Source organism: Pseudomonas sp. B21-031 (assembly GCF_024748985.1).
In the GTDB taxonomy this organism is placed as follows: Bacteria; Pseudomonadota; Gammaproteobacteria; order Pseudomonadales; family Pseudomonadaceae; genus Aquipseudomonas; species Aquipseudomonas kermanshahensis.
Genome location: NZ_CP087181.1, coordinates 3,444,224 through 3,459,818 on the forward strand (window position 1 = coordinate 3,444,224; position 15,595 = coordinate 3,459,818).

Genomic DNA, 15,595 nt, shown 5'->3' on the forward strand with positions numbered 1-15,595 from the left:
GATCACTCAGCGCTTGTAGGCTTGCAGGCCAGGCTTGATGCTCTTGTCGTCAAGGAACTGCTTCAAGCCCTGCGCACGCCCGTGCTCCGGGTCACGCAGTTGCGCCTGGTCGAGCTTGGCGTACAGGTAGTCTTCGTTCTGCTCCCAGGTCAACTCGCGGCAGCGCTTGAAGCCGTTTTTGGCGGCGCGCAGCACCACCGGGTTTTTGTCCAGCAGGTCCTGGGCCAGCAGTACCACTTCATCACGCAGTTGCGCCAACGGCACGCTTTTGTTGACCAGGCCCATTTGCGCGGCTTTCTGCCCGTCGAAGGTCTTGCCAGTCATGATGTAGTACAGCGATTCACGGTGGCCCACGGTGTCTGCCATGGCTTTGCTGACCAGGTTGCCCGGTGGGATGCCCCAGTTGATTTCAGACAGGCCGAAGGTGGCCTCATCGGCGCAGATGGCCAGGTCGCAAGCGACCAGCGGGCTGAAGCCGCCGCCGAAGCACCAGCCGTTGACCATGGCGATGGTTGGCTTGCTGTAGAAGCGCAGCAGCTTCCACTGCCATTCGGAGGCATCGCGGCGGATGCGCTCTTGAAGAATCTCCGGGCCGGCGTCCACCTCGCGGAAGTACTCCTTCAGGTCCATGCCGGCGGTCCAGGCGCTGCCTTCGCCGGTCAATACCAGCACACGGGCGTCGGCGTCCTGCTCGACGGTTTCCAGCACATCGCGCATTTCACGGTTGAGCGTAGGGCTCATGGCATTGCGCTTTTCAGGACGGTTGAAGCTGACCCAGGCGATGCCTTGCTCGACGGTGACTTTCACGGTCTGCCAGCGGTTATCGTATTGGCCCATCACACACCTCTTGTACTGATTGTTCGTTGTGGTTGGCCGAACATTAGCTCGGCCAATTAGTTAAGTCAATTAACCATTAACTAAATTATCTATTTAACTTCAAAGGCGTCGTAGACGACAGCATTGCCCAAGCGCATGGCACTGCCGACGCCCACCGTGCGGTTGAGCCAGCCGTACTGAGGGGCCGAGGTTTCAAAGCGCATCGTGATGCGGAACTGGTACAGGCTGGGGTCGACTTCCTCGCCGGCGGCGACTTTTTTCATCACCTCGGGCGGGCCGAAGCGGTAGCCTTCGGTACGCAGGTAGATCAACGCGCCGTCGTCGGTCTGCAGCAGGTAACGGGTGTCGATGATGGCGACGCCCTCGGGGGTGACCACCTGCCAGTCCGCGCCATTGTTGAGGATGGTGCCCTTGAGCCGGGGGCCCTCGAAATGCCCACCCGTGATGGGGATGATTCGCCGTTTGCCCTGCCCGCTGGTGGCGCCCAATTCCCAGATCGGTGCCACCAGGTCAACGCTGAAGCGCGCCAGCGGCTCGAGCTTGAGCGGCGGCGGTTCATAGCTGGCGGCCTGGGCCAGTGCGGCGCAGCTGCTCAAGCACAGGGCGATAAGCCCTTTACGCAGGTTCATGGCGCCACCCCTTGCGAAGCCGCGGCCTCGGTGTGCGGTGCACGCCGCCCCAGCAGCGCCATCGCCGCCACAGCCGCTACCACCAGGCCCGGCGAAGCGGCCAGCAACAAGCCCCCTACCCCGGCGCCAGCGGCGAGAATCTGCCCTGCCGCCAAGGGCCCGGCCATCGACCCCAGCCGGCCCACGGCCACCGACGCGCCCACCCCCGTGGCGCGCACGTGTGTCGGGTACAGCGTGGGGGCCAAGGCATACAGCACCAACTGGCCGCCGATGGCGCAATAGCCGGCGGTAAAACCGGCCAGCAGGATCAAACCGAAGGTGGTGGACAGGCCCAGCCCCGCCAGGGAAGCGAGCATGCCGGCGTAGGCGATCAACACCGCACGCCCAGCGTGCCCACGGTCCATCATGCGCCCGGTCAGGAATGACCCTGCCGCGCCGCCCAAGTTGAACAGGATTTGCACCGCGCCGGCCTGCGGCCGCGAATAGCCCTGGCCGATCAGCAGCGAGGGCAGCCAGTTCAGCAGCATGTACAGCACGGTCAGGGTGAAGAAGCATGCCAGCCACAGCAGCAGCGTGCGGCTCGCCCGACCAGGGCCGAACAGTTGCGCTGCCAGCCCGTTCTGCGTGCCGCTGGCGGCGGCCTGGGCGCGAAACGCCTGGGACTCCGGCAGCCAGACCATCAGCACGAAGGCAATCGCAATGGGCGCAAAACCGCCCACGTAGAACACCGTGCGCCAGCCCTCGCCCAGGCCCGCCATGCCAATCACCGAAGCGATGGCGCCACCCAGCGGTACGCCGCAGTAAGTCAGGCTGACCGCCGTGCTGCGCAGGCGCTCGTGCGCGGCTTCACTGGCCATGGCGATAAGGATCGGCAGCGCCGCGCCCAGCCCCAGCCCGGTCATCAGCCGCGCCACCAGCAGCGATGGGTAGTCCCAGGCATGCGCGGTGGCCAACGAGAACCCCCCGAACAGCAACACGGCCAGGATCAGGATGCGTTTGCGCCCCATGCGGTCCGCCAGCCAGCCGCCGACGAAGGCGCCCGGCAACAGGCCGAGCAAGCCGGCACTGAACACCCAACCCAGCATGGCGGGGGTCAAGGCGAATTCCTTGGCCATGTGGGGCGCGGCAATGCCGGTGGCTTGCAGGTCGAGCCCTTCAAGCAGCGCGACGAGAAAACACAGGCCGATCGTCAGTACCGGCCGGTGCGATGGTGCGATTGAACCACTCATGTGCAGCCCTCTTGTTGTTATGCGAATAGAAGTCAGAGCCTGAAGGTCGCACGTACCGACACCAGCGAGGCGTCGTCGCCCCCGGCATCGCGGATGGCGGCGCCTATGTCGTAGTACTTCAGGTCCAGGTCGAGCGTCAGGTTAGGCGTCGCCAACCAGCGGGTATTGACGCGGTAGATGGTGCCCACGTGTCGGCCGGTGTCGCGGGTGTTGGCGAGGATGCTCATGCCAGGCATGTATACGCCGTCATGGGTGTTCTGTTTCCACACCTCGAAGATACCGGGTTCGAAACGCAGGGTGCGCCAAGGTGAAAAGCCAAAGGTTGGGCCAATGACAATGATGTTGCTCAAGGTGGTCAGGCTGGCCTCGCCGTACACGCCGTTGCGCGGGTACAACGGGTCGAAGGTACCGACTTTGCCATCGCCCAGGTCGCTGTCACCGCTGGCCGCGTCCAGGCGCATGGCCAGGCGTGGGGCCCAGGGGTGGTTGAAGGTGTAGCCGGTGTCGCTGGACACCGCCCAGGCACGAATGGAGGCGTTGCCCAAGTGCCCACTCTGGCCGGCCAGGTCCCAACTCCAGTCGAGGGCCTGGTAACGGCCGAACAGGCGGGTACCGAATGTGTAGCGTTGTTCATCACCGGTTTCACCCGCCAGGGCACGGTCGTCGGTTTCCAGGCCAAAGGCGAACAGGTCGATGTTCCAGGCCTGGGTCAACGGTAGGGTGCCGTACAGGCCATAGAACTTGACCCCGTTGTTACTGCCGTCATCCCAGCTGTCCTCGCCGGTCTTCACCGGCCGTACCGCAAAGGCATCGAGCTTGCGCCCGTCCTTGAGGTTGAGGCTGGCGCGCAGGCCGTCGAAGGTCTGGCGGATGTTGGGGGAGTCGCGGTAGGTAACGAACACCTGGTTGCCGAACGCCATCTCCTGGCGGCCGACACGGGCCGTGTAGCGCCCGCCGTCAATGTCATGGTTCAGGTCGATAAAGGCCTGACGCACTTCGTTGCGGCTTTCGTCGTTCGGTGAGTACAGGTCCTTGCCGAACGCGCGAGTGTTCTCGACTTGCACAAAGGCACGCAGTGCGTCGTCGAACAGGTGCAGGTCGGCGTGGGCTTGCAGGCGCTGCATCAGGTAGGAATCGTCTTTGATCCCGCGCAGGCCGAAGAAGGGTTTGTCCAGTGAATCGGCGCGATAGCGCGCTTCCGCGCCCAGTTGCAGCCATGCGCTTTCGGACAGGCGATGGTAACGCAGGCCATCGAAAGGATCGCGGGCTTTAGCGGGGTCATCCAGAAAGCGGTAATCCTCGACCCAGCGCGGCGCGCCAGGCCGCCCTGGGCGGCTGTCTTCCAGGGGGCTCGCCGCTTGTGAAAGCTGGGCGATTGATAACAGCGCCAGGGACAGACATGCCCCCGTCAGCGGCTTAGTCATCAGAATATCCTTTCTTGTTGTTGTGAAAATGGATAACTCTGTTAACGATTATTTTGTTTAACGATGATGCCGTCAATAGCCGTCAGCGCTTATCGCATACAGCGAGGCGCGATCACTGTTCGCTGATCGAACAGTTTTTAAACCCGCTATTTAGGCGCATTGCCTGGATGAGCCCGGACAGAAGCGTTTCAGCCTGGATCGTCGCCGGCGTTCATTCCTTGACAAGATAATTAAATAAAAAAATTATGTAGTGCATCCAACCCACAATAATAAAGAGAATCCCATGATCCCCTCCAAGCCCTTGCTCGCTTTCAGCCTGCTGCTGCTCGGCGCCAGCCAAGCGTTCGCCGCCCCAACCGTTAAACAACCCAACATTTTGCTCGTGGTCGCGGATGACCTGGGGTTTTCCGACCTGTCTGCGCTGGGCAGCGAGATCGCTACCCCGCACCTGGACAAGCTGCTGGCCGATGGGCGTCTGATGCTTGACTTCCATGCCTCACCCAGCTGCTCGCCGACCCGCGCCATGCTGATGTCCGGCAACGACCCGCACCTGTCCGGGGTGGGCATGATGGCCGAGTCGCGTGGGCGCCTGCCGGCGGGCAGCGAGGTGCAACCGGGGTATGAAGGGGTGCTGGGCGCCAATGTGGCCACGCTCGCCGAGTTGTTGCGCGATGCCGGTTATCGCACCTACATCGCTGGCAAGTGGCACCTGGGCATGACGCCCGCGCAGCAGCCGCAAAACCGCGGCTTCGACCAGGCGTACGTGTTGCTCGAAGGCGGCGCGGCGCACTTCAAGCAAACCAACATGGGCCTGCTGCCAAACTACAGCTGGAGCTTTCGCCACAACGGCGAGCCAGTGGAACTGCCCAACGACTTCTACTCGACCCGCTGGTTCACTGACCGCCTGATCGACGTCATCGACCAGGGCAAGGCAAGCCAAAAGCCCTTCTTCGCCTTCGCCGCCTACACCGCACCGCACTGGCCGCTGCAAGCGCCCGACGCGTACCTGGCGCAGTACCGTGGCCGCTATGACCAAGGCTACGAACAGATCGCGCGCGAGCGGCTGCAGCGCCAGCGCAAGGCCGGGCTGGTGCCTGCGGACTTCCCGATGGAGCCACAACTCGAAGGTGTGCCCAGCTGGGCGTCGCTGACCCCGGAGCAACGGCAACAGTCAGCACGCACCATGGAGGTGTATGCCGCGATGGTGGCGGCACTGGACGCCGAGGTGGGCCGCCTGGTGGACCACCTGCGTGAAACCGGCGAGCTGGACAACACCCTGGTGTTGTTCATGTCTGACAATGGCCCGGAAAACGCCAACCGCGTCGACCCGGAATGGATCAAACGCAATTTCGATAACCGCCTGGACAACTACGGCCGGCCTGATTCGTTCCTGATGATCGGCTCGGCATGGGCCCAGGTCAGCGCCCTGCCCAGCCGCCGCTACAAAATGACCACCTACCAGGGTGGCATCCGCGTACCGGCCTTCGTCCACTACCCGGCCACGATAAAACCCGGGCGCAGCGAAGAACTGGCCAGCGTACGCGACATCATGCCGACCTTGCTGCAACTGGCCGGTGCGTCTCTGCCTGGCATCAAGTACCGCGACCGCGACATCGTGCCGCCGCAAGGCACCTCGGCCCTGGCTTACCTCGAAGGCCGGGACACGCAGATCCACCCCCGCGACGAGGCCATGGGCTGGGAAATCAACGGGAACGCCTCACTGCGCAAAGGCAACCTCAAACTGCTGTTCGACACCACCGACGCAGCACCGGCGTGGCGCTTGTTCGACTTGAGCAAGGACCCAGGCGAGCACCATGACCTGGGCGCACAACAGCCCCAGCAGGTGGCCGAACTGCTGCGCGACTGGAAAAGCTACGCCCAGCGCAATAACATCGTTATCACGACCGAGGGCCGGCCGGTTTCCCCCGCGCTGGTCAGCAAGCCATGACACCCCGGCTGCTCGGGGGCGCGGCACTCGCCCTCAGCGTGCTTGCCGCCGCCTATGCGGCATGGCCCGCAGCCCCTGCACCGGCGCTGCTGTGCAGCGGTTACAGCGGTGTGCCCGCGCCCCGCGAGGGGCCGTGGCGCGACGGCATGGTGCGGCTGCCCGGTGGCACCTTCAGCTTCGGCTCAAACCGCTTCTACAGTGAAGAAGGCCCACCGCACCCGGCCAAGGTTTCGGCCTTCTGGATCGACGTGCACCCGGTCACCAATGCCCAGTTCGCCCGCTTCGTACAGGCCACCGGTTACGTGACCCAGGCTGAACAGGGCATCGACGCGCAAGCGGCCCCTGACCTGCCCAGCACGCTGCGGGTGCCGGGGGCGATGGTGTTCAAACAGGGTGCCGAGGTATTGCGGCCGGGCTGGCAGTTCGTTGCCGGGGCGAGCTGGCGCCACCCGCTGGGGCCCGACAGCCACTGGCGTGAGCGGGCAAACCACCCGGTCGTGCAAGTGACCCTGCGCGATGCCCAGGCTTACGCCCAATGGGCCGGCCGCACACTGCCCACCGAGGCCCAGCTGGAATACGCCATGCGCGGTGGCCTGCAGGATACGGACTTCAGTTGGGGCGCTACCGAGCAGCCCACAGGCAAACCCATGGCCAACACCTGGCAGGGCCAGTTCCCGTATCACAATCAAGCGCTTGATGGGTTCACGGGCACCTCCCCGGTGGGCTGCTTCGTGGCCAATGGCTTTGGCGTGTTCGACGCGGGGGGCAATGTCTGGGAGTTGACCCGCAGCGGCTATCGCCCTGGGCATGATCAGGCCCGCGATGCCGCACTCGACCCACAAGGCCCGGCGCTGGACGACAGCTACGACCCTGCCCAACCCGGCACACCAGTGGCGGTGATCAAAGGCGGGTCTCACCTGTGCTCGGCGGACGCGTGCATGCGCTATCGGCCTTCGGCACGGCAACCGCAGACGGTGTACCTGGCCACGTCTCATGTCGGGTTTCGGACGGTGCGGCAAGCAGAGGGCGAGTGAAGCTGCCTATAGCGCTGCCGCCTGCGCCAGCCGCTGGGTGGCAAGGCGGATTTCATCCACATCCAACGAGGCAAACCCCAGCCGCAAGGCATTCTCGCGGTGGCCAAACGGTGAAAACTGGCCGCCGCCACGCACCACCAGGTCCAGCTCCAGCGCGTTGGCCGCTAACTGGTCGACGTCGAGGGTGTCGGCAAACTTCACCCAAAGCGCCAACCCGCCTTCCGGCTCCTGCACCGCTATCTGCTCGCCAAAGGCATCGCGCAGGCAACTCAACAGGGTTTCCCGTCGCCGCCGATACTCCGTGGAAACCCGGCGCAGGTGCTTTTTCAATTCGCCATCATTGATCAGGTCGGCCAGCATCCGCTGCATCACCGCATCGCCCTGCCCCAGGGTCAGCACCGCTGTGCGCTCAAGCACCTCGATCACATTCGGCGGCGCCACGATAAAGCTGCAACGGAAGGTGCTGCCCAACGACTTGGACAACGAGCCGATGTAGATCACATGGCGCTGCGAACGGTCACTGGCCAGCGGCAGATAAGGGCGCCCGGCAAAGTGGTACTCATGGTCGTAGTCTTCTTCGATCACACAAAAATCATGCAGCCGCGCCAACTCCAGCAGTTGCTGCCGACGTGCCGCATGCAGGCTGACTGTGGTCGGGAACTGGTGATGAGGGGTGAGGTACATCATGCGCACGTCGTGCACTCGGCACAGCGCGTCGATCTGATCGACCCGGCAGCCTTCCTCGTCCAGGTCGACGGTGACCAACCGCGCGCCCAGTTGGCGAAAAATCTCCCACGCCGGCGGGTAGCTCAGGCGCTCGACCAGCACCACGTCACCCGGCTTGAGCAAAGCGCTGGCCGTGAGGTACAGCGACATCTGCACGCCTTGGGTCAGGCAAATATGCTCGGCCCCCACATTAAGGCTGCGGTTGTGGCGCAGCATGTCGGCCAATGCACTGCGCAAGTACTGGCTGCTGCTTTCGCAGCCATGGCGCACGGTGTTGGTGGTGAAACTGTTGCGCAAGGCCTTGCGGTAATAGCGGTGCAGTACAGCCTGGGGCAACAGGCGGTGGTCACAGGCGCCATTATCGAAAAACAGCGCGCCAGGCCAATGTTGCAGCGCCGTCACCTGCTCGCTGTTGGTGAAGTAGGGAACGGCAGGCGCCTCGTGCAGCGCCAGGGCAAATGACGGCGGCGCGCTGTGGGCGGCCAGGGTGCCGGCAGCGAGCCGGGTGCTGACGAAGGTGCCCCGGCGTTGCACGCTCTCCAGCCAGCCTTTGGTAACCGCCTCTTCATAAGCGAGGATCACCGTCTTGCGGTTGACATCAAGCAGTTGCGCCATTTCCCGCGTGCCGGGCAACAGCGTGCCGGGGCGCAGGCGGCCCTCGACGATCGCGGTCACCAGGCCCTCGACGATCTTTCTGTACGAAGCCTGCGGATGAGCACCGTCGAGCTTGAGCAACGGCCGCCATTTGCGAAGCTGGACCATGTGAATTATCCAGAACTGGAGGTTCTTATGGTCCTAGTCTAACGCAACAATCAGGCCTCTCTCGCCCCCAATTCAGCCCTGAGGTGTGTATGCAGCAACGCTATGTCATTGAACTGTCGCCCTCGGGCAAACGCTTCGAAGCCGCAGAAGGCTTGCTGCTCGACGCCATGCTCGCCAGCGGCCTGTCGGTGCCCTTCTCGTGCCGCCGCGGGGCCTGCGGGTCGTGCAAGGTCCAGGTGGTTTCGGGCCAGTACCGGGACAAGCAGCGCAGCGCAGACATGCCCGCGCCCTGCTACCCCCTGGCCGCCAACGAGATGCTGCTGTGCCAGAGCCATGCCTGCAGTGACATGCGCCTGGAAATCCCCGGCTGGTCGCTGGACACGCCAACGCTGGCCATCACTGCCCATGTGCTGAGCCAGCGCGCGCTGAGCGTCGACATCATCGAACTGGTGCTGCAGCCCACCCAGCCTGTCGAAGTGCGCGCCGGCCAATACGTCAGGTTCTGCCTCGACAATGGCGACAGCCGCTGTTTCTCCATCGCTAACCTGCCAGCGCAGGACCAAGGGCGCTTGGTGTTTCATATGCGCAAGGTCAGCGGCGGGCTGTTTACCGACTGCGTGCTGCCTGCGCTGCAGGTGGGCGATGCGCTGCAGCTGGAAGGGCCGGTGGGCGCCAGCACCTGGCAGCACGAAGAACAACGCCCGGTCGTGCTGTTCGCCACCGGCACAGGCTATGCCGGCATCAAGCCGTTGTTGCTGACGGCGCTTGCGGGCCATGCCCCGGTTACGTTGTATTGGGGCGGTTCATCGCTGGCCGACTTTTATGACGGCGCGTTCCTCGACCAGGCCAGCCTGGACCATCCACACTTTCGCTGGCACCGCGTTCTGTCGGCCCAAGCCCGCGTGCAGCAGGTCGCGCTGACCCATGCCCACCGGTGGGCCGATACCCAGGTCTATGCCTGCGGCAACAGCGCGATGATTACCAAGGCCCGCGATCAGTGCCTGGCAGCGGGCGTGCAGGCTCACCGTTTTGTCGCCGAGGCTTTCGTTGCCAGCGGCGCATCGGCGCCAGCGGCTGCGTCGCTGAGCACGCTGGACCCGGTGCTGGAAAAAGTCGGCCCACGTTACTCGTTGGACGGCATGCTCGCGGCCCGCGAGCAATCGGTGCGGGCCCTGGCAGCCATCGTCAGCCAACTGAAAGTCGGCATGACCACTGGCGAGGCGTTGCAGATGGCGGCCGAGACGTTGCAGGCGATGGGCGCGTCGCACACCTGGCACCCGACCTATATCCGCTTTGGCGACGACACCGTGCGTACACCCCGCCAAGGCATCGACCCACAGCGCCAACTGCGCGCCAGCGACATCGCCGTGGTCGACCTCGGCCCGGTGTGGGATGGCTACGAAGGCGACTACGGCGACACCTTCGTGTTTGGCGAGCACCCGCTGTATCACGCCTGCGTCAAGGCCCTGCACGACGTGTTCGAAGAAACGCGCCAAGCCTGGTGCGCGGGGCTGACCGGCCGTGAGCTGTACGACTTCGCCGAACGCAGCGCTCTCGCCAAAGGCTGGCAGCTGGAGCGCAACCTGGCCGGGCATCGCATTGCCGACTTCCCGCATGCCCTGTTCGGGCAGGACAAACTGGCCGAGTTGGACATCGTGCCGAGTGAGATGGTGTGGGTACTGGAGATTCAGCTGTGCCACCCCACCGAGCCGGTTGGGGCGTTTTTCGAGGACATTCTGGTTGGCTGAAGCGACCCACCAACCGGGCAAGGTCAGCAGGCAGGCGTGGCTGGGCCGCGCCTGCCTTCAGTGACCTTTTAAGGACGAACTGCAGTCACTTCGATCTCAACGCGCCAGGCTGGGTGCGCCAAGCCTGCGATCTGGAACGCGGAACGTGCAGGCAGGACTGGCTGCTTGGCGTCTGGGCCGAAGAACTGGGTGTAGCCGGCCATGAAGCCGTCGAAGTCCATCTTGCCGCCGTTTTCAGGGCCGCCTACCAGGAATACCTGCATCTTCACCACATCCTTCAGGCCCAGACCGAGGTCTTTGAGCTGCTTCTGGATGTTCTCGAGCACATTGATGGTTTGTGCTTTGGTATCACCGAAGGATTCCAGCGAATCCTTGGCTGCCTCTGGGTGGATAGCCGACGGAACGGAGCCGCTCAGGTAAACGACGGTCTTGCCTGCGGGTACTTCGACAGCTGCCGAAATGGGGAAACTGCCTGCGCTGTGGCGCACGACATCCTGTGCATGAACGCTCCCGGCACCAGCAATTGTCAGGGCCAATGCAGCAACGGTCTTGAAAGCGACCTTCATGTGTTTCTCCTAATTGATTACCACGGGTGATGTGCACGCCTCGACGAGGCATGCACGGTCATTCCATTGTCGTAGCGGGGTTTAGAATCGATACAGGCTAAACGGTGTTGGGTCCAGCACTGGGGCTTTGCCCAGCAGCAGGTCGGCCGTCAACTCGGAAGACACCGGGCTTTCTGTCATGCCCCAACCGGTCGCGGTATTGATGACCAGGCCAGAGTATTCCTTGACGGTCGAAATGATCGGGTTTTCGTCCGGGGCGATCGCCATGGCGCCGCTCCACTGATCGATCAGTTTCGACTCGGCGAAGGCTGGGAATTCGACCTTCAGTTTTGCCAGCGAGGCATTGAGCTCTGGAAGATCAGGGGCCGCCGTCATCAGCCTGTTTTTCTCGAACGGCGACACTTCATCCAGCTTCCAGCTGGTTGGCTGAAGGAACGAATCGATCAACTGCTTGTTGAGCGAGACGTGAACCGGGAAGTCTGGGATGGCCAGCAGTGGCAGGTATTTGTAGCCATACATGAAGGACTCTTTGACCACCGGCGCAACCACGACGCGCGGCGAGGTGGCGTAGGTGCCGTCAGCCTGCTCGCGGAAGTAGATGTTCCCTGGCAACGCAACGTTACCGCCCGGAGCACGAGGTGCCGCGCTGATGATCTGCTGGGACTGGTAGGCAGGCAAGGTCGGTACATCGACCCCCAGGTTCTGCATGAACAGCCTGGACCAGGCACCGCCAGCCACGACGACGCGAGAGGTCTTGATGGCGCCCTTCTCGGTCACCACGTCGGAGATGGCACCTGCTTGGGTTTCCAGCCCACGCGCAGCGCAGTGGGTGTAGATGCGCACGCCCATTTTCTTGGCGTACTCGGCCATAACGTACGAGGCACGCTCGGCGTCCAGGCTGCCCGAGTCTTCCTCGAAGCCTGCGATCTTCCAGCTGGACGAGGCACCGCGCAGGCGCTGCTCAAGTTCAGTGCCTTGAATGATGCGGGTCTTGAAGGGGATGTCGGAGCCAACCTCACGGGTTTTGAGGTCGATCCACTTTCTGACGCCTTCCAGGTCTTCTTCATCGAAAGGCACTTCGACACGGCCTTGGGTGCGGTAGCTGGTGTCAGCACCAACCTTGGCATTCATCTCGCGCCAGCGTTGCTTGGCAAGGTGGTGCAACTGGAAGGTCGCATCCGGCATCTTGTAGGTCATGACCTGGCCATAGAACCGGCAGGACTGCTCGCCGGCAATGTCGCCTTTTTCAACGATGACGACCGACAGGCCACGCTCGACCAGGTTGATCGCGGTGGTCAGACCGAGAATGCCCGCGCCGATGACGACCACGTCTGCTTGCTTGGGCAGCACACCCTCGGTGCCTTCGACAAAACCGAACCGCGGTTTGCCGGGGATCAACCGACCCTCGCGCGTCAGCATAGGGGTAAGAATCCCCGCACCTGCCGCAGCTGCCACAACGCCGCCGCCAATCAAAAACTTACGCCTGGTCATTCCCATGACACTTTCCTTACCTAGCATTCAGTATCGGTTACATCAGCCCGAACAACGGGCGCATGCAAGGCCGACAGCCCACCTGGCCAACTATGCGGCCATTGTGTGAGGCTGACGGTTCAAATTGAGGGCGGCTATTCTGGTGATGCAGCACTGCGGGAGGAATCGCTGGGGGCAAATACTTAGTTCATGTATTTCGTAACTTTCATACAAAGGACATAAATAGTTGATATGGCGACGTGGCGACTGCGCAAGTGGCGCTGTCCAGACGTTGGCAATTAGCCGGTGACATCTTCTTTGAACTAATTGGTTAACCCTGCGCCCTAAGCCTGAGCAGCAAGACCATTGCCACTCACTAGGAAGGTTCGATCATTTATGAAACGTGAACAGATTGAAGGTGTTGCAGAGCAGGTAACCGGTAAAGCACAGAGCGCGGTGGGTCGGCTGATTGACGACCCTGCCCTGGAAGCTGAGGGTGATGGGCGCCAGGTCGCTGGCCAACTCACCAAAAGCTACGGTGACGCACTGAATAACGTGTCTACTTTTGTGAAAGAGAAGCCCATCGCAGCGCTGGCCATTGGTGCAGCCATCACGTTAGTTCTGAGCCGCCTGTTGCGGCGTTGAGCATGAGAGTTTACGGGCCTTTAATGCCAGTCAGTTAGGCGTTATCGCCGGTAATTGGGGCCGCGCAACGGCCCCCTTGGCCCTAACTGGCTGGCATCAGGTTGTGTTCTGGCATAATTCGGTATAGCCCTGCACTGACACCCAAGGAAGAAAGAATGTCGGAACATTCTGGGATGCTGGAACACCTCCTTCAACAACAACGCCAGCTGACATCAAAAAAACTGCTCTTCGTTTTACTAGGGGGTTTCTCGCTCACGCAAATACCCCACGCCTTCGCAGAAAACGCCAATGGCAAAAATCTCTACGTGCAACGATGTGCGGTATGCCACGGAGCAGATATCAAGGGAACCGGGGCGTTAGCCACTAAAAGCAACCCTCCCACACCTGACCTTACAACGGCTGCCTTCAAGAAACGCCTGAACGATTACCCAGGCGTTATTGTGACATCAGTGATACTTCGGCCAAATGGAAACTTGATTCCAAAGACGCTACAGGAGAACGGTGTGAAAATCCCGCCGCACGCCTGGAGCGTTCAGGATTTTCGCGATCTGAATCAATACATGACGGGTGTGATTTCAAGAACACGTTGATCTTGAGCGCACCGGCTAGCGTACTTAAAACGCCGGCACCACATCACCATGGTAGCGATCCAGGATGAACGCCTTCACCTGCGGCGAGTTCAACAGCGCCCCCAGCTTTTGCACCGCTGGGTCGTTGGCCTTGTCCCGGCGTACGTACAAGTAGTTGGCATACGGCGACTCAGCGCTTTCGATAAACAGCGCATCTTTGTGCGGCACCAGCTTGGCCTCCAGCGCGTAGTTGGCGTTGATCAGCGCCATGTCTACCTGGCCCAGTACGCGCGGCAGCATGGCGGCTTCAAGCTCCTTGAACTTCAGGTGCTTGGGGTTGCTGGTGATGTCGGCGGCGGTTGCCATGATGTTGCTCGGGTCCTTGAGGGTAATCAGCCCCTGCTTGGCGATCAAAAGCAGTGCGCGCCCGGAGTTGGTAGGGTCGTTGGGGATCGCGACGGTGGCGCCATCCTGCAGCTCGGCGACCGATTTTATCTTGCTGGAATAGGCACCGAACGGTTCGATGTGCACGGCCACGACCGGTACCTGATCGCTGCTCGGGCGGTCTTTCTGGTACGCCTCGTAATAAGGCTTGCTCTGGAAGTAGTTGGCGTCCAGTCGGCCCTCGTCAACCTGGCGGTCTGGCTGGATGTAGTCAGTGAACACCTTGACCTCGAGCTCCACCCCCTGCTTGGCCAATTCGGGTTTGAGGAACTCGAGGATTTCGGCGTGAGGCACGGGCACCACGGCGATCTTGAGCGTTTCGGCCTGTGCAGTACCGAGGGTGGCCGCCAACAGGGCAAGCGAAAGTGCAATGCGCTTCACGAGAGTGTTCCTTCGAATCGTTTGAGGGTGAAAGAGGACAGATCAAGGTCGGTGGAGCCGCGGGTGCACCACTGTGCAAAGGCTTCGCCCAAGGCAGCCGAGTGTTTGAAACCGTGGCCAGAACAGGCCGACACCACCAGGGTGTGCTTGAGCGTGGGGTGCTGGTCGATGATGAAGTGCCTGTCCGGGGTGACGGTGTAAGCGCACACGGCCGACTTGAGGACCTTGTCGGTAACCCCGGCAATACGGCCTTGCACTTGCTGCTCGTACATTGCGCGAGCTTGCTCGGCAGACACGCTGCGGTCGAGCAGGTCGGGCTGCGAAGCCGTGTGGTACTGGGCCGTGGCAATTTTCAAGCTGCCCTCGCCGGGCTGCGCAGGGAAGCCGTAGTTGATGTTGTTGTCGCCGCGCCCATGGGTGAGGATGAACGTGGGCGATGCGCCCTCCAGGCCTGCACCCGGCTCAAGCTCAAACCAGAACAGCATTTGCCGGTAGACACTCAGCAACCGGTCGAAGGGCTCACCCAACAACCCGCCCGCCCAGTTACCGGCGCTGAACACCAGCTTGCCGGCCTTGACCGTGCGCAGGTTGGTGGTAACCGTGACGCCGTGCTCATCCGAACTGATGCCGGTCACCGTTTCGCCAGTGTGCAATGTGGCGCCGTGCTGCGCTGCCAAGCGCAACTGCACCTCGATGCAGCGCTCGGGGCGCACGAAACCGCCACCGGGCTCGAAGTAGCCGATCGCGTCATCGCGCACGTGTGCGAATTGTGGGAAGCGCTGGCGGATTTGCTTGGCATCGAGCACTTCGTGTTCGATGCCATAGGCCTTGGCCAACCCGATGGTGCGCAGGGTGAAGTCGCTTTTATCGTCGGGGTCGAAGTCGGGGCTGGACGTCAGTGCGAGCAGGCCAGACTGTTCGAACAACGACTCGCCGGACAGCGCTTCCAGTTCTCGCCAGAGCTGCTGGGCCCGTTTGACGATGGGCACATACTGCGCGCCCTCGCCTACAGAAAGCCGGGTGATGCGTGTATCGCCGTGGCTTGAGCCAAGGGTATGCGGGGGGTGATAGCGGTCGATACCGACCACATCGACACCCGCCTTGGCCAACTGATACACGGTGGCGGCGCCCATGGCGCCCAGACCGATGACGATGACTTCACAGTGCTCCACGGGCAGCGCTC

The 15,595-nt window shown here is 62.4% G+C and carries 14 protein-coding genes; 5 read left to right on the plus strand and 9 right to left on the minus strand.

The annotated features are described in order from the left end of the window. Window positions 1-6 precede the first annotated feature (6 nt). The 4 genes from LOY53_RS15140 to LOY53_RS15155 form a co-directional block, all read right to left on the minus strand. Window positions 7-837: a p-hydroxycinnamoyl CoA hydratase/lyase gene (locus LOY53_RS15140; protein WP_033698578.1), complete on the minus strand. Its 831-nt coding sequence runs from the start codon at window positions 835-837 to the stop codon at window positions 7-9. Window positions 838-926: 89 nt separating this feature from the next. Beyond that, a complete protein-coding gene (locus LOY53_RS15145) occupies window positions 927-1,466 on the minus strand; it encodes a DUF3237 domain-containing protein (RefSeq protein ID WP_258702880.1) in 540 nt (179 codons plus the stop codon). Further along, window positions 1,463-2,695: a 3-(3-hydroxy-phenyl)propionate transporter MhpT gene (mhpT, locus tag LOY53_RS15150; protein WP_099453790.1), complete on the minus strand. Its 1,233-nt coding sequence runs from the start codon at window positions 2,693-2,695 to the stop codon at window positions 1,463-1,465. Before mhpT ends, LOY53_RS15145 begins: the two co-directional genes overlap by 4 nt. Before the next feature lie 32 nt (window positions 2,696-2,727). Continuing rightward, on the minus strand, window positions 2,728-4,119 hold the full coding sequence (locus LOY53_RS15155; protein WP_252824647.1) for an alginate export family protein: 1,392 nt from the start codon (window positions 4,117-4,119) through the stop codon (window positions 2,728-2,730). Window positions 4,120-4,402: 283 nt separating this feature from the next. On the opposite strand from LOY53_RS15155, the gene LOY53_RS15160 reads away from it, so the two are divergent. Together LOY53_RS15160 and LOY53_RS15165 are read left to right on the plus strand one after the other, a co-directional pair. Next, window positions 4,403-6,067, plus strand: coding sequence for an arylsulfatase (locus LOY53_RS15160; RefSeq protein ID WP_027596360.1), 1,665 nt, complete (start codon window positions 4,403-4,405; stop codon window positions 6,065-6,067). Continuing rightward, a complete protein-coding gene (locus LOY53_RS15165) occupies window positions 6,064-7,101 on the plus strand; it encodes a formylglycine-generating enzyme family protein (protein WP_258702881.1) in 1,038 nt (345 codons plus the stop codon). Before LOY53_RS15160 ends, LOY53_RS15165 begins: the two co-directional genes overlap by 4 nt. 6 nt (window positions 7,102-7,107) lie before the next feature. Here LOY53_RS15165 and LOY53_RS15170 read toward each other — a convergent pair whose 3' ends face one another. Then, a complete protein-coding gene (locus LOY53_RS15170) occupies window positions 7,108-8,589 on the minus strand; it encodes a PLP-dependent aminotransferase family protein (protein ID WP_258702882.1) in 1,482 nt (493 codons plus the stop codon). An 89-nt stretch (window positions 8,590-8,678) separates the two neighbouring features. Here LOY53_RS15170 and LOY53_RS15175 point away from each other — a divergent pair, with 89 nt between their 5' ends. Further along, complete coding sequence (locus LOY53_RS15175; RefSeq protein ID WP_258702883.1) at window positions 8,679-10,337, plus strand: NAD(P)H dependent flavin oxidoreductase family protein; 1,659 nt, start codon at window positions 8,679-8,681, stop codon at window positions 10,335-10,337. A 68-nt stretch (window positions 10,338-10,405) separates the two neighbouring features. Here LOY53_RS15175 and LOY53_RS15180 read toward each other — a convergent pair whose 3' ends face one another. Together LOY53_RS15180 and LOY53_RS15185 are read right to left on the minus strand one after the other, a co-directional pair. Continuing rightward, window positions 10,406-10,903: a RidA family protein gene (locus LOY53_RS15180; RefSeq protein ID WP_033694339.1), complete on the minus strand. Its 498-nt coding sequence runs from the start codon at window positions 10,901-10,903 to the stop codon at window positions 10,406-10,408. 81 nt (window positions 10,904-10,984) lie between these two features. Beyond that, window positions 10,985-12,376 carry an FAD-binding oxidoreductase gene (locus tag LOY53_RS15185; RefSeq protein ID WP_202883856.1) on the minus strand — a complete coding sequence of 464 codons (1,392 nt, stop codon included), beginning with the start codon at window positions 12,374-12,376 and terminating at the stop codon, window positions 10,985-10,987. A 393-nt stretch (window positions 12,377-12,769) separates the two neighbouring features. On the opposite strand from LOY53_RS15185, the gene LOY53_RS15190 reads away from it, so the two are divergent. Then, a complete protein-coding gene (locus LOY53_RS15190) occupies window positions 12,770-13,018 on the plus strand; it encodes a CsbD family protein (protein WP_027596354.1) in 249 nt (82 codons plus the stop codon). Window positions 13,019-13,191: 173 nt separating this feature from the next. After that, a complete protein-coding gene (locus LOY53_RS15195) occupies window positions 13,192-13,608 on the plus strand; it encodes a cytochrome c (RefSeq protein ID WP_258704173.1) in 417 nt (138 codons plus the stop codon). Between the two features lie 24 nt (window positions 13,609-13,632). On the opposite strand, the gene LOY53_RS15200 is transcribed toward LOY53_RS15195, so the two are convergent. Both LOY53_RS15200 and solA read right to left on the minus strand, forming a co-directional pair. After that, window positions 13,633-14,412: a MetQ/NlpA family ABC transporter substrate-binding protein gene (locus LOY53_RS15200; protein WP_186682440.1), complete on the minus strand. Its 780-nt coding sequence runs from the start codon at window positions 14,410-14,412 to the stop codon at window positions 13,633-13,635. After that, window positions 14,409-15,584, minus strand: a complete 1,176-nt coding sequence (gene solA / locus LOY53_RS15205; RefSeq protein WP_186682442.1) for an N-methyl-L-tryptophan oxidase — start codon at window positions 15,582-15,584, stop codon at window positions 14,409-14,411. The genes LOY53_RS15200 and solA overlap by 4 nt, the downstream gene beginning before the upstream one ends. Between the last annotated feature and the right edge of the window lie 11 nt (window positions 15,585-15,595).